At 73.0% G+C, this 13,415-nt stretch carries 12 protein-coding genes; 2 read left to right on the top strand and 10 right to left on the bottom strand.

Annotated elements, in window-relative coordinates; translation table 11 throughout:
- Positions 1-10 precede the first annotated feature (10 nt).
- Positions 11-1,159, bottom strand: a complete 1,149-nt coding sequence (locus B4915_RS12340; protein WP_181158585.1) for a 5-(carboxyamino)imidazole ribonucleotide synthase — start codon at positions 1,157-1,159, stop codon at positions 11-13.
- Positions 1,160-1,408: 249 nt separating this feature from the next.
- Between B4915_RS12340 and B4915_RS12335 the strand changes: the two genes are divergently transcribed.
- On the top strand, positions 1,409-3,082 hold the full coding sequence (locus B4915_RS12335) for a DHA2 family efflux MFS transporter permease subunit (protein ID WP_105806122.1): 1,674 nt from the start codon (positions 1,409-1,411) through the stop codon (positions 3,080-3,082).
- A 10-nt stretch (positions 3,083-3,092) separates the two neighbouring features.
- A complete protein-coding gene (locus tag B4915_RS12330; RefSeq protein ID WP_105806121.1) occupies positions 3,093-3,737 on the top strand; it encodes a MarR family winged helix-turn-helix transcriptional regulator in 645 nt (214 codons plus the stop codon).
- A 71-nt stretch (positions 3,738-3,808) separates the two neighbouring features.
- Here the strand turns inward: B4915_RS12330 and B4915_RS12325 are convergent, their stop codons facing one another.
- The 9 genes from B4915_RS12325 to B4915_RS12285 form a co-directional block, all read right to left on the bottom strand.
- Positions 3,809-4,702, bottom strand: a complete 894-nt coding sequence (locus B4915_RS12325; protein ID WP_105806260.1) for a dihydrodipicolinate synthase family protein — start codon at positions 4,700-4,702, stop codon at positions 3,809-3,811.
- Positions 4,703-4,715: 13 nt separating this feature from the next.
- The gene (locus B4915_RS12320) at positions 4,716-5,513 is read right to left on the bottom strand and encodes an endonuclease/exonuclease/phosphatase family protein (protein ID WP_181158584.1); all 798 of its coding nucleotides are present in this window, start codon (positions 5,511-5,513) and stop codon (positions 4,716-4,718) included.
- A gap of 148 nt (positions 5,514-5,661) precedes the next feature.
- The gene (locus B4915_RS12315) at positions 5,662-6,000 is read right to left on the bottom strand and encodes an FHA domain-containing protein (protein WP_105806120.1); all 339 of its coding nucleotides are present in this window, start codon (positions 5,998-6,000) and stop codon (positions 5,662-5,664) included.
- A 63-nt stretch (positions 6,001-6,063) separates the two neighbouring features.
- Complete coding sequence (locus B4915_RS12310; protein WP_105806119.1) at positions 6,064-6,690, bottom strand: DUF5684 domain-containing protein; 627 nt, start codon at positions 6,688-6,690, stop codon at positions 6,064-6,066.
- Between the two features lie 125 nt (positions 6,691-6,815).
- A complete protein-coding gene (locus B4915_RS12305) occupies positions 6,816-7,520 on the bottom strand; it encodes a hypothetical protein (protein ID WP_105806118.1) in 705 nt (234 codons plus the stop codon).
- A complete protein-coding gene (locus B4915_RS12300) occupies positions 7,517-8,365 on the bottom strand; it encodes a PP2C family protein-serine/threonine phosphatase (protein ID WP_105806117.1) in 849 nt (282 codons plus the stop codon). The genes B4915_RS12305 and B4915_RS12300 overlap by 4 nt, the downstream gene beginning before the upstream one ends.
- Positions 8,362-10,845 carry a transglutaminase domain-containing protein gene (locus B4915_RS12295; protein WP_245907494.1) on the bottom strand — a complete coding sequence of 828 codons (2,484 nt, stop codon included), beginning with the start codon at positions 10,843-10,845 and terminating at the stop codon, positions 8,362-8,364. The genes B4915_RS12300 and B4915_RS12295 overlap by 4 nt, the downstream gene beginning before the upstream one ends.
- A complete protein-coding gene (locus B4915_RS12290) occupies positions 10,842-12,287 on the bottom strand; it encodes a DUF58 domain-containing protein (protein ID WP_105806116.1) in 1,446 nt (481 codons plus the stop codon). Before B4915_RS12290 ends, B4915_RS12295 begins: the two co-directional genes overlap by 4 nt.
- Positions 12,284-13,282, bottom strand: coding sequence for an AAA family ATPase (locus B4915_RS12285; protein ID WP_105806115.1), 999 nt, complete (start codon positions 13,280-13,282; stop codon positions 12,284-12,286). The genes B4915_RS12290 and B4915_RS12285 overlap by 4 nt, the downstream gene beginning before the upstream one ends.
- Between the last annotated feature and the right edge of the window lie 133 nt (positions 13,283-13,415).

Here is a 13,415-nt window from a genome sequence, read left to right as displayed (position 1 = left end):
CTGGCGACGCTCAGGCGAAGGCGGCGGCGGCGGCGCGCGCCTCGGCCAGCGCCGCATCGAGCTCGTCGCCGGTGACGGTCACGTGGCCCACCTTGCGGCCTGGGCGCGGCTGCTTGCCGTAGCTGTGCACCTTCGCGCGCGGGTGCTCCGCCAGCACCCGGGCGTAGCGCACCGGCATGGGTCCCTCGGCCGGACCGCCGAGCACGTTCACCATCACGGCGGCAGGCGCCGTCATCGAGGTGTCGCCGAGCGGCAGATCCGCCACGGCCCGCAGGTGCTGCTCGAACTGACTGGTGACCGAGCCCTCGATCGAGAAGTGACCCGAATTGTGCGGGCGCATGGCGAGCTCGTTCACGAGGACGCGTCCGTCACGGGTCTCGAACATCTCGACGGCGAGCACGCCGGTCACGTCCAGTCCCTCCGCGACGCGGGCGCCGATGCGCGCGGCCTCGTCGAGCGTGGCCGGGTTCTGCACGGGCGCCGGGGCGAGCACCTCGGCGCAGACGCCGTCACGCTGAATCGTCTCCACCACCGGCCAGGTGCGCGTCTCTCCGCTCGGGCGGCGCGCCACCAGCTGCGACAGCTCCCGGGTGAAGTCGACGAGCTCCTCGACGAGGAGATGCCCGCCTCGGCCGTCCTCGGCGAGGGCGGTGAACCAGTCGCGTGCCTCGCCGGCGTCCGCGACGACGCGCACGCCCTTGCCGTCGTAGCCGCCCCGCGCGGTCTTGACCACGGCGCGCCCGCCGTGCTCGTCGATGAAGGCCTGCAGAGCGCCCTCGTCGGCGACCGCGGCCCAGGCGGGGACGGGGATCCCGAGCCCGCTCAGCTTCTCGCGCATGAGGATCTTGTCCTGCGCGTACTGCAGCGCCTCGGGCCTCGGGTGCACGGCGACGCCGCGACGTTCGAGCTCGCGAAGGATCTCGCCGGGCACGTGCTCGTGGTCGAAGGTGACGACGTCCACGGTCTCGGCGAAGGCATGGACGGTCTCGGGGTCGCGGTAGTCGCCGATCGCGTCGGCGGCGCGCTCGGCGCTGGACTCCTCGGCCTCGGCGAGGACGCTGATGCGCAGGCCGAGGTGGATCGCGGGCGGCACCATCATGCGGGCGAGCTGCCCGCCGCCGATCACGCCGATCCGAATGCTGCCGCTCTCAAGACCCATGAACTCCATTCTGCCCTACCGCGCGCCGGACCCCGCTTCCGACGGCCGCTTCCGGGAACCGGAGACTTCCGCCGATAGTTGACATGCGTCAACGAACTGCATATAGTTGTCATCTATCAACCAGTCGCGTCGCCGCGGCTCCGGCATTGCCCCGGGTCCCGTTCGAGCATCCTCACTCCACGTCACCCTCAGCGACGCCGGCACGGCGACCGCACCACCGCCCGAACGACAGAAGGATCCCGCACGCGCATGGCACAGACCGCAGCCGGCACCGCAGACGACACCTCGGCTCCGAACACCCCGCCCGCCGACCGCCGGCCGAGCGCAGCGCGCGCCCCCGGCGACGGCATCCTCACGGGACGCGCGAAGCGCCTCGCCCTCACCGGGCTGTTCCTGAGCATGGCCGTCTCGATGCTGTCCATGACCGTGGTCGGCACCTCGATGCCGATCATCATCGCGGATCTCCGAGGCGACCAGGCTGCCTTCACCTGGGTGATCACGGCCACCATGCTCGCGAGCGCGATCTCCACCCCCATCTGGGGCAAGCTGGCGGACCTCACCAGCAAGAAGGTGCTGCTCCAGCTCTCGCTCATCGTCTTCACCCTCGGCTCCGCCCTCGCCGGCATGGCGCAGGATCCCGGCATGCTCATCGCCTTCCGCGTGCTGCAGGGCATCGGCGCCGGCGGCCTCGGCGCGCTCGGGCAGATCGTGCTCGCCGAGATCATCAGCCCCCGCGAACGCGGCAAGTACATGGGCATCATGGGCGCCATCATGGCCGTGTCGACGGTCGGCGGGCCGCTGCTCGGCGGCGCCATCACCGACTCGATCGGCTGGCGCTGGAACTTCTACGTCGCCGCCCCCATCGCGCTCATCGCGATCGTCGTGCTGCAGCAGACCCTGCACCTCGTCACCGAGAAGCGCAAGGTGAAGATCGACTACCTGGGCGCGGCGCTCATCTCCACGGGCTTCGCGAGCCTGCTGATCTGGGTGACGCTCGGCGGCACCCAGTTCGACTGGTGGTCGTGGCAGACGCTGCTCATGGCCGGGGGCGGCGCCGTGCTGCTCGCGATCGCCGTGTTCGTGGAGCTGCGCGTCGAGGAGCCGCTGCTGCCGATGCACCTCTTCGCCAACCGGACGTTCACGATGGCGGTGATCGCGAGCATCGCGGTGGGCCTCGCCATGTTCGGCACCTCCGTCTTCCTCGGCCAGTACATGCAGCTGGCGCGGGGCAAGACGCCCACCGAGTCGGGCCTGCTCACGATCCCGATGATGGCGGGCCTGCTGCTCACGTCAACCCTCGTCGGGCAGCTCATCTCCCGCTTCGGCAAGTGGAAGCGCTACATGGTCGCGGGATCCTTCATCCTGCTCGCCGGCCTCGTGATGATGGGCCAGCTGCGCTACGACACGAGCCTCTGGTACGTGGGCGTCTCCATGTTCGTGCTCGGCGCCGGCGTCGGCATGTGCATGCAGAACCTCGTGCTCGTCGTACAGAACACCGTCTCGCCGCATCAGATCGGCGTCGCAAGCTCCTCGGTCACCTTCTTCCGCACGATCGGCGGCACGGCCGGCATGTCCGCCATGGGCGCCGTGCTCTCGCACCAGATCGTGAACTACATCAGCGACGGGCTCAGCGCGCTCGCCAAGAGCGACCCCGCGGCACTCGCCGGGGCCGAGGCACTGAAGGGCGGCGCGATCCCCAAGATCGCGGAGCTGACCGCGCCGATCCGGGAGGTCGTCGAATCCGCATACGGGCATGGCATCGGCAACGTCTTCCTCGTGGCCTCCCCCGTCGCGCTCGTCGCCATCATCGCGATCATGCTGATCCCGAACATCCCGCTCGGCACGAAGAGCGCCTCGCAGCAGCGCGCGGAGCTGGCCCGGGAGGCCTCGAGCGCGGAGCACGGCGCCGCCGCGACACGGTAGCTTCGAAGTCATGCAGGATCACGACACCGTCGCGCGGCCGGGCGCAGTACCGCCGGCCGCCGCACCCCCCGGCGCCGGACCCGGTGAGGACGTTGCGGCACCGTCCGCGGGCGACCGCTCCCGCGAGGCACCCATCGCCGAGATCATCTCCGAGTTCTCCCAGACCTTCGCCGCGGCGCGCGTCCGCTGGGTGCGCTACGCAGAGGAAGTCCACCCCGAGCTGCGCGGGGGAAGCCTCATGGTGCTGCAGACGGTGCTCCGGCGCGGACCCGTCACCGCCACCGGTCTCAGCCAGGTGCTCGGCATGGACAAGGCGATGGTGAGCCGGCACATCGCCAAGCTCCGCGAACTCGGACTCGTGGACACGGAACCCGCACCGGAGGACCGGCGCGTGATCCTGCTGACCGTCAGCGCGACGGCGGAAGAGGTGCTCGGACGCATCCGCGAGCGCTGGGCGCACTCCTATCACGAGCGCTTCGCGAACTGGAGCGTGGAAGAGCTCGAGCAGCTGCGGGAGGGCCTCCACCGCTTCAACGCCTCGAGCGAGGCACCGCCTCTGGTCGACGGGCCGGCCACGCGATGCGCCCGCGGCCACGGGGGCGGGCTGCCGGGCGGCGCCGCCGACTCAAGCGAGCGCGGCAGAGAACGTGTCTGACAGCCGATCCGGCGGTGAGCCGGGACGCCGGCCCGTCTCACGCGACGCCGTCATCGCCGCGACGCTCGGGGTCATTCAGTCAGCTTCAGGCGGGAGATCGCGGCCTCGAGCCGTGCTCGCTGCGCACGGTCCAAGCCGAGGATCGGGAGCGGCAGACTGGGCTGGGCGACCAGGCCAAGGTGCTCGGCGATCGCCGCGACCACACGAAGACTGCCGTGCTCAGCGAAACAGTCCCACACGGGCTGCAGCTCCTCGGAACGGCGCAGGGCTTCCGGCGCGTCACCCTCGAGAGCCGCGCGCGCCAAGCCGAGCGCGGCCGCCGGGAGCGTGCCGCCGACGACGGAGTACCAGGCGTCGCAGCCGGCGTTGAGGCCCGCCGCAGCGTATGGATCGCCGGACACCCCGATGGTCACATGCCTCGGGAGCAGCCCGCGAAGTTCGGCCACTCTCTGCCGTGCCGCAGTCTCGTCCAGCGGTACGCCAGGGATCTTGATCGACGCGACCCCGTCCAGCCGCGCGATCGCCGCGTAGAGCTCGTCGTCGAAGGTGAAGCGCGTCGTCGCCGGATTGTCGTAGACGATCACCGGCACATCGCTTCGCTGCACGACGGTTTCGAACAGCCCATACACCTCGTCACGCGTCAGCGTCTGGTAGCTGACCGGCGCAAGGAGCAGGCCCTGCGCTCCAGCAGCCTGTGCATCGTCGGCGTGGTGGAGTACGTGACTGGTGCGCAATGCCCCGACGCCCACGAACACCGGAACGTCTCCGGCCGCCTGCACAGCCCGTTGCGCGACACGGGCACGCTCGCTCCGTGACAGATACGCATACGACCCCGTCGAGCCGAGCGCAGTGACAGAGTCCACACCGGCGTCGGCCAGGCGCTTCACCAACGCGGAGAACGCACGCTCATCGAGCTGATCATCCACGAGGGGCGTCAGAGGGAAGGCGCTCAGGCCCGCGAAGATCGACACGCAACCATCATGCCGCGACGATCGCACGACCGGGGCCGGACACGCCCTCGGCGGCGGCGTTCACCCCGAGCGGGACGCCGGGCGCTTCGCCCGCCAGGACCGGGACCCCGCTCGCCGGGGCCACTTCGAGCGCTTCCGGGCGCAGCGAGGCGGAGACCAGGATCGGCAGGTGATCCGACAGGCCACGCCCCAGGGTCTGCACGCCGCCGATGTCCAGCCCGACCGAGGTCGCGAAGTCGAAGTGCCCGCGGAACATCTTGTAGCGGGTGTAGGTGCGCTTGTCGCTGAGGCTCAGCTCGTAGCCGTGATCCCGCATCTCGGTGTCGAGGCGCCCCTTGAACACGGGGTAGTTGTAGTCCCCCACCATGAGCGCCGGAAGCCCCGGCCCGAGCAGGCGCAGCTCGCCGAGCGCGGCGTGGATCTGGTGCCGCCGCAGGGAGTTGAGGGCCGTCAGCGGGGCCGCGTGGAAGGAAGCGACCACGAAGTCGCGCTCGGTCTCGAGGTCGTGCAGGCGGGCACCGAGCAGGCGCTCGTGCGCGGGGGCGAGCAGGCGGTCGTGCAGCGACTTCTTGAGCTGGAAGGTGCTGGCGGTCCGGGTGCGGAAACGCTCCTCGCGCACGTACATGGCGAGACCCAGCCGGTTGCGCGCGGTCGCGTGGACGAGCGCCATGTGCCCGAGCCGCGCGGGAAGCGCGACGGCCTCAGCCTCCTGCAGGCAGAGCACGTCGGCCCCGTGATCCTCGGCGAGGGCGCCGATCTCGGTGACCGCACGGTTCTTGCGCAGATTGTAGCTGACGACCTTCATCGAACATCCTCCTCGGGTTCCGCCGGGCTGCCGACGGCACCACTCTACCCTCGCACCCCTGGGGGTCAGCCGACGCTCAGTGCACTCTGCCGAAGCCCACAGGAACGCCGCCCGGGCACCTGCCGACCCGGCGCCGGGCGGTCGCGGATCAGGAGATGCGGCGCAGGCGCACCGGGAGGGTGCCGATGATGAGCTGCTCGACCGCCTCGTACTCGCGTCCCGCTTCGAGCGGGATCGTCTCGCCGCCCTCGTCGACGAGCGCGACCCCGTTGGTGGAGCGCAGATCCTCGATCGTCCAGTCCTCACCCCGGCGACGCAGGCGCGCGTGCGTCTTCGACATCGTGCGCGTCGGGTCCACGATCTGCAACGTCGTCGCCCCCTCCTGCGGTTCGGGCTTCCTGCCGAGGACCACGTCGTCGCCCAGGAGCTCGAGTACCTCGCCGTCGGGCAGCTCCAGCCCCCACGTGCCGCGACGCGGCACCACCACGGTGCGGTCCTCGGCGTCGTCTGCGGCGGCGAGCGGCGCCGGGGCGGGGGCCCCGCCCGCCTCTTACGTTCCATCGGCATGTCGTCGCCTGCGGCAGGTGTGTAGAGGAGAGGGGAAGGGGGGCTGCCCCCCGGGGTGGAACGGCGGCTGCGGGGCCGGCGGCATCGGCTGCGGGGCGGGGGTTCCGGGCTGCGGGACGGCCGGGACGCCCTGCCAGCCGTCGTTCGCGGGCCGCGGCGCAGGCGGCACGGCGCCGAAGGCGTCGCGGCTGCCACCGGCGACGCCGTACCCCGTGGCGCCGGATCCGCCCGCGAAGCGTGCGTCCCTGATGTGCGCGGCGAGCAGCATCGCCCACAGCGGCGGGATGAAGACGCCCAGCACCGTGAAGCCGGGCCCCTTGCCGTGCTCGGCGTTCAGCCGGTTGATCGCGATGATGGTCACGACGAGCGCGACGATCCCCACACCGGGGATCAGGAAGAGCAGTACCAGCCAGCCGGGAAGCCCGCCGCGCTGGACGAGCTGCCACTGGTTCCACAGGGGCACCCAGCCGGCCCAGGAGGGCAGCCCGAGCAGCGGGAAGAGCCGCGACAGCGCCCACAGGTACCACAGGTAGAACGCGAGCCCCACCACCGACCACAGGCCCGCGACCATGAGGATCGCGGTCGGGTCCACGCTCGAGCTGTAGTCCATGGTTCCTCTGTTCCGTTCACTCGGCGGCGACACGCCGCGGCGCGTCCTGCCCGCGCACCGGTATTACTCTGCCATGAATCTCGCCGCCGGTGCACCATTTCGCGTGGAGACAGCGGGCCGCCAGCTCAGCCGAAGGCGATCCGCGCAACGACGACGAGACCGGCAGCGGAGATCGCGAGCGCCACGGCGTAGCACGTGAGCGTCACGACGCGCTCGCGACGGAATCGGCGTCGCAGCGCGGGCAGCGGCGGCCGCTCCCGTGCCGTCCGCCCACCGGCGGAGGGCGGGGGGCCGACCCGTCGCAGCACCTCGTCGGCGCCGCTCGCCGCCACCGAGCGGGCGCGAGGTCCGTACACCCGCGCGGGCCCGCCGCGCAGGCGGGGATCGACGCGGGAGGCGGCGCCCTGCCCGTGATCGCTGAGCGGCGGAGCGGGGTCGGCTGGCGGTCGCCCGGCCACCCGGGCAGCCGCACCCGAGGCCTCCGGCCGGGCCGGACCGGCCGGTGCCGCCCATCCCGCCCGCCGCGCTGCGCGATCACGGGCCGCGGGGGCGGAGCGGATCACCGTCGCCTCGGCGTCGTCGTCGGAGCGGTGGAGCTGCCGGCGCGGACGCACGACCGTGTCCTCGCCCTCCGGGGCGGGGGCCGGAGAGCGGAGCACCGTGACATCCTGTTCGGTGCGGTCCGCTTCCGTGCGATCCGCTTCCCCGGACGCTGCGACCGCGCGCGTGCGATCCTCGTCGTCGCGCGCCGGGGTCCCGTCGCGCTGCGGGGTCCCGGCCCCCGGCTCCGCGGCGCTGCCACCCGTCTCGCGCTCCCGCTCCCCGCTCATCGCACCGGCCTCGTCACCTCGAGCGTCTCGTCACCGGTCTCCTCGGCCGCCGCGGCACCCTGTACCGCGGGGACCGCCCAGGCGGCCGGACCGGACACCGTGTCGACGACGATCACCGTCACATTGTCGCGGCCGCCCGCCTCGCACGCCCGCCGCACGAGCTCCTCCGCGACCGCTTCGGGCCGTCCGCCGACGGCGAGCACCGCGCGGAGCTCCTCATCGCTGAGCTCGGTCGTGAGGCCGTCCGAGCAGATCAGCAGGCGGGTCCCGGCGCTCACCGGCAGCAGCCACGCGTCGTGACGCGCGTCGTCGGAGCCCAGGGCACGGGTGATGACGTTGCGGGGAGTGCGCTCCGCGGCCGCATCGCCCGCGGCCGCGAGCTCCGCCTGCAGGGAGTGGTCGAGCGTGATCTGCTGCAGCGTCGAGCCACGGTGCTGGTACACGCGGGAGTCGCCGATGTTGAGCACGTACCACTGCGCCCGCCCCTCGTGCGCGACGAGCACCGCTCCCGTGAGCGTGCATCCCGCGCCGCGCTGCGTACCATAGGCGACGTCGTCGACCGCCGCGCGCGCACGCTCGATCGCCGAGGACACCTCCGCGATCGTGGGGAGGCGCGACGCCCCCGCCAGCTCCGCGAACGCCCGCACCGCGGCGGCGCTCGCCAGCTCACCCGCCTCGTGGCCTCCCATCCCGTCGGCCACGAGGTAGACCGGCCACTGCGCGATCACCGCGTCCTCATTGACGGCGCGTCGCACCCCGACGTCGCTGCGCGAGGCGGCCTCCACCACCGGCGCGGCGACCGGCCCCGGGTACCGGCCCGGCTCGCCCGCGTGTCCCGTTCTCATATCGTCTCGCTCTCCGGGCGCGGCGCCTCCCGCCGGCCCCTTCCGATTCCATAGGACCGCAGCGAGTAGGCCGCACGCAGCCGTGCCCAGCGGCCCAGCGCCGCACGCCGCTGCGCCGCGTCCTCGCGCGCCGCGCGCCACACCATCTCGGCGTCCTCCTCGCCGATCGAGTCCGGCGAGAACACCGCCCGATCCACCGCGTGCGCGGCCCACACCGCCGGCGGCGTGCCCAGCACCTCGGCCGTCTCCCGACGGGTCGTCCCGGCGGGAAGCCGCACGCCGGCGTCGCGGGCCCGATCCAGCATCTCCTCCCACGCGCCGAGCGCGCGCAGCTCGGGATCCGGCAGGGCGTGCCGCCTCCGTGCGCGCCGCCGCTTCGCGAGCGGCAGGAAGAGCGCGGGGATCAGCAGCAGAGCGACCGTCGCCGCGACCAGGCCTGCCGCACGCAGCAGCGGCCACAGCCAGGACAGCGCCAGGTCTTCGGCGTCGCCGCTCTCCGAGCCGCCCTGCTCACCGAGCCCGGCGGGCGGATCCACCTCCTGCGCGTCGCGCTCTTCCGGGGTCGTCGGGAACTCGGGCAGCTGCTCACCCTCTTCCAGCCGCTGAGGCGGCTGCTCCACCTGCGGGGTGACGTCCAGCGGCACCCACGCGCCCAGATCCCCGCGCACCTCGACCCAGGCCGCCAAGTGTTCCCCGGTGCAGACCTCCGAGCAGGCGGGGACCCCGGGCACTCCCGCGCCATCGGTGCGAACGCCGAGCACCACCCGGGAGTCGTAGCCGAGCGCCCGCGCCACGAGGGCCGCGGCCGTCGCGAACTGCTCGTCGTCGCCGACGGCCGCCACGAGCATCCCCGGCCTGGGTCGTTCCCCGGCGGCCGCCTGCTGCGTGTTGAGCTGCTCGAACAGCTCCTCGACGCGCACGAGCGAGTGCCCGCCCGCGCTCGGTTCGAAGCGGGTGCCGTACTCGGCCGAGAGCCGGTCGAGCCAGGCGCGTCCCCCATCTGCCTCGCTCAGGGAATGACTGAGGTATCCGCGCTCGCGCAGCCGCTCGACGAGCGTGAGCAGGCCCGACGCGTCGTCGCCCTGCTGCTGGCGTTCGATCCACCGGGCGAGTTCCGGCGCGGCCTCGAGGTCGATCAGGGGCGCCGCGCTGCGCGGTTCGCCGATCTCGGCCTCCGCCTCGGCCGTCTCCATCTCGGCCGCGTAGACGTCTCCGTCCCGCAGCCCGCCGTCCGCGTCGCCGCGCGGCACCGCGATCGCCGCTCCCGTCTCGCGATTCACGTAGAAGCCGTCGGAGAGCGCCTCCGCCCGCGGTCCCGAGAAGTCCGGCGGCGAACCGAGCCGGGCCGTGGGCGCCCAGATGCCCGCGTAGCCCGCATCCACCTCGACGGTGACGCGGCTCGGCCGCGCGAGCGCCTCACCGCTCGGGAAGCGGGTGAAGCGGCCCGCCTCGGCGCCGCTCACGTGGAAGTCGACCCCGTCGTACTCGTCGAGTACGGCGATCCGGAGTCGGGGCGGCAGGCCGCGATCCCCCGAGACGGCGAAGAGGGGGCGGTCGAGCGTGTCGTCCCGCTTCGCGCCGCGATACGCTGCGAGCGGGCTCGGACGGTCCAGGATCACGAGCTCCGGGTCCACGCTGTCGCGGGGCACGGTCCGCGCACCGGCGTCCAGTGCCGGGGCGATGACGAGGCCCGCGAGCAGTGAGATCGCGAGGATCGCCGCACCCGCGAAGCCGCGCAGCCACCGGCTTCCCCTGCGGCCGCCCCCGGCGCGGCCGAGGCGCAGCGCGGCCCGGCGATCCGCCCCGGAGACCCACGCGACCCACACCGCCGCGAGCCCCGCGGCCGCGAGCCAGACGCCGAGCTCGCGGGGTGCCACGACCGTGAGCGGGCCGAGGCGCAGCGGCTCGCTGAGCTGCGAGGCGCCGAACACCGTGCCGAAGGCGACGGGGGCGAGCATCGGGATCGCCGCGAACGCGGCACGCCTGCCGGGGCGCTGCGCGAGGACCACGATGAGCAGCACGGCCACGAGCATCACCACGTAGAGCGGCACCAGCACGGTGCGGTAGCCGCCGACGGGCAGGCTGAGGGTGAGCAGCTGCTTCCAGCCGAGGGCGACAGCGGCGAGTCCGTCGAGGAGCCCGCGGGCGAAGCCGGCCGGAAACGACTGCGGCACCGCCACCGGCACCACGCTCAGCGCGAACAGCGCGAGCAGCACGGCGACGACGACGAGCGGCCGCAGGCGCCAGCGCTCGCGCACCCACGCCACGACGGAGCCGAGCACGAGCGCGACCCCCGCCACCGCCCACACCCGGGGCGTCTGGTAGATGGGCCAGGCCGCGGCGACGCCGAGCGTCACGGCGAGCGCTGCCGCGAGGAGGCCCGCGAGGAGCCGAACCGGCCCGGCGCTCCGCCGCGCCACGCCGACGGGGCCCGTCGTGGCCGCGACCCCGAAGGCCGCCGGCTCGGCCGCGCCGCTCACCGCGCACTCCGGAACATCAGCTGCGGCAGATCCCCGAGTGCCCCCACCGTGAACATCGTCAGGGCCTCGGCGCGCTGCGCCCGCGGTTCCGCGAACAGCTCGCAGCGCGCGGCGAGCACGTGCACATCCGGGCTGAAGGCGGCGGCGGCGCGCCGGAGCCGCGCGGGCCCGGGCAGCGAACCCGTCACGATCACGACGATCGACAGCGGGCGACGGGAGTGGGCGAGTCCCGAGGCGAGCTCCTCGAAGGGGAACCCCTCGGGCGCGGCTTCGAGCTCGGACCAGGAGTCGAGCAGCTGGACGGGATCCCGGGCCGGCAGCTCCTCCAGTCCGTCGATGCTGGGCCGCACGCGGCCCGGCGCCCAGGCGGAGGCGATGAAGCGCTCGCGGCCCTCCCGCACCGCCTGCACCGACACCGAGGCCGCGACGCTGACGGCGAGCTCGAACTCCTCCGCGTTCTGGTACTCCTCTGGCCGGGCGTCGAAGAGCACGGCGACGCGCGCCGTCTGCGACTCCTCGTACTGCCGCACCATGAGCGTGCCCGTCTTCGCCGTCGACTTCCAGTGGACGTGCCGCATCGCGTCCCCCGGCGCGTACTCGCGCACGGCGTAGAAGGAGAGATCGGAGTCGGTGAGGCGGCGGCTCGCGGTCCCCTCGAGGTCGCGCACGAGGCCGGCCGAGTTCGGCGGCAGCTGCGCCGTGGCGGGGTGCACGTGGACGAGGTGGCGGTCGGGCCAGGTCACCTCGCGGCGCAGCAGCCCGAGCGGGTCGCGGCGCGCGACCGTGAGCGGCCCGACGCGGATCACGCCGCGGTGCGGCGCCGGAATCGCGAGAGGCAGTTCGGCGCCCGAGTGCGCGCCGATGGCCGGGATGGTGAGCTCGCGCAGCGCCTCCCCCACGGGGAGCTCTGCGACGGCCGGCAGTGCGGGGCGTCCCCCCGCGTTCTCGACGCGCAGGCGCAGCTGCACCTGCCCGCCGGCGACGACGCGCGCCCGGTCGATCTCGATCTGCACCCGGTAGGCCCGGTTGCCGAGAAGGAAGGGCAGGGCGGTGACGAGCAGCAGCGCTCCGACCGCGGCCACGTACCAGGCCTCGACCCACGAGAGGCTCGCGCCGAGCGCCGCGCAGCCGAGGCTCAGCGCCAGCACGAACCAGCCCAGCGGCGTGACCGCCTGCGTCACCCCGCGCCAGCCGCGCGCGATCCGGCGGCGGGTGAGCCGCCACCACCGCAGGGCCTGCACGCGACGGCGGCGCGTCTCGCCCAGCCGGGTGCCGGTGCGCGTCTCGCCCAGCCGGGTGCCGGTGCGCGTCTCGCCCAGCCGGGTGCTGGTGCGCGTGGTGCCCCGGGTGCGGCTCCCCCGGCTGCCCGCCGTGCCGCGCGTGCCGCGCGTTCCGCGCGTTCCCGTGCGGAACAGCCGGCTGCGCGTGTCTTCGCCGCTCACGCCGCGCCGTTCTCCTGCGGAATCGGGGTGTCGACGAGGATCTGCCCGATGACCGCCTCGGCCGTGACCCCGTCGAACTCGGCCTCGGGTTCCAGCACGAGCCGGTGCGCCAGGACGGGGATCGCGAGCTCGCGCACATCGTCGGGGGTGACGTAGGGGCGGCCGGCCACGAGCGCCCAGGCCGAGGCCATGCGCACGAGGGCGAGGGCGCCGCGCACGCTCGCACCCAGCCGCACCTCGCCGGCGCGACGGCTGGCCTCGACGAGCCGCGACACGTATTCGGCGAGCAGCGGGCTGAGGTGGACTCCGCGGCCGAAGGCCTGCAACTGGATGAGGGTCCCGACGTTCATCACCGTCGGCACCTCGGGCACTCGCGAGCGCTGCTGCAGGATCCGCATCATCGCCGCGTCATCGGGGTAGCCGATCGAGGTCTTCACGGCGAAGCGGTCGAGCTGCGCCTCGGGCAGGCGGTAGGTGCCCGCCTGCTCGACCGGGTTCTGGGTGGCGATCACGAGGAACGGCTCGCCGACGGCGTGCGTGGTGCCGTCGACCGTCACCTGCCGCTCCTCCATCACCTCGAGCAGCGCGGACTGCGTCTTGGGGCTCGCGCGGTTGATCTCGTCGGCGAGCACCACGTTCGCGAAGACCGGTCCGGCGTGGAACTCGAAGATGCCCTGCTTCTGGTCGTACACCGTGATGCCGGTGACGTCGCCCGGCAGCAGGTCGGGCGTGAACTGGATGCGGGAGGAGGTGCCCTGCATCGCCTTCGCGAGCGCGCGGGCGAGCGCGGTCTTGCCCGTTCCCGGGACGTCTTCGAGCAGGACGTGCCCGCCGGCGACGGCGGTGGCGAGCACCAGCTCGATCACGCGGCGCTTCCCCTGGATCGCGTGCTCGATCGCGTCGGCGGCCGTGCGGATCGCGTCGCTCGCCCAGCGCGCCTGCTCCTCGGTGAGGGGGCCGGTCGGCCCGACGGTCAGCTGCGGCTCGGGTGTCATCTGGGGTCCTTCGTTCGGGTGGGGACCTGGCTCCTATACCCCTCTGACAAGAAAGTTAAGTACAACGCAGACATACTCGCCGGGTCATTTAAAAAAAAAAAAAAAAAAATTTTTTTTTTTTTTTTTTTTTTTT

It is taken from the genome of Leucobacter massiliensis, from assembly GCF_002982315.1.
Lineage (GTDB): Bacteria > Actinomycetota > Actinomycetes > Actinomycetales > Microbacteriaceae > Leucobacter > Leucobacter massiliensis.
The sequence above is the reverse complement of the archived record's forward strand: the minus strand, read 5'-3'. Positions and strand labels throughout refer to the sequence as shown.

Coding starts and splice junctions, on each gene's coding strand:
- B4915_RS12340 (WP_181158585.1), bottom strand. CDS start 1,159: ATGGGTCTTGAGAGCGGCAGCATTCGGATCGGCGTGATCGGCGGCGGG.
- B4915_RS12335 (WP_105806122.1), top strand. CDS start 1,409: ATGGCACAGACCGCAGCCGGCACCGCAGACGACACCTCGGCTCCGAAC.
- B4915_RS12330 (WP_105806121.1), top strand. CDS start 3,093: ATGCAGGATCACGACACCGTCGCGCGGCCGGGCGCAGTACCGCCGGCC.
- B4915_RS12320 (WP_181158584.1), bottom strand. CDS start 5,513: ATGAAGGTCGTCAGCTACAATCTGCGCAAGAACCGTGCGGTCACCGAG.
- B4915_RS12310 (WP_105806119.1), bottom strand. CDS start 6,690: ATGGACTACAGCTCGAGCGTGGACCCGACCGCGATCCTCATGGTCGCG.
- B4915_RS12305 (WP_105806118.1), bottom strand. CDS start 7,520: ATGAGCGGGGAGCGGGAGCGCGAGACGGGTGGCAGCGCCGCGGAGCCG.
- B4915_RS12300 (WP_105806117.1), bottom strand. CDS start 8,365: ATGAGAACGGGACACGCGGGCGAGCCGGGCCGGTACCCGGGGCCGGTC.
- B4915_RS12285 (WP_105806115.1), bottom strand. CDS start 13,282: ATGACACCCGAGCCGCAGCTGACCGTCGGGCCGACCGGCCCCCTCACC.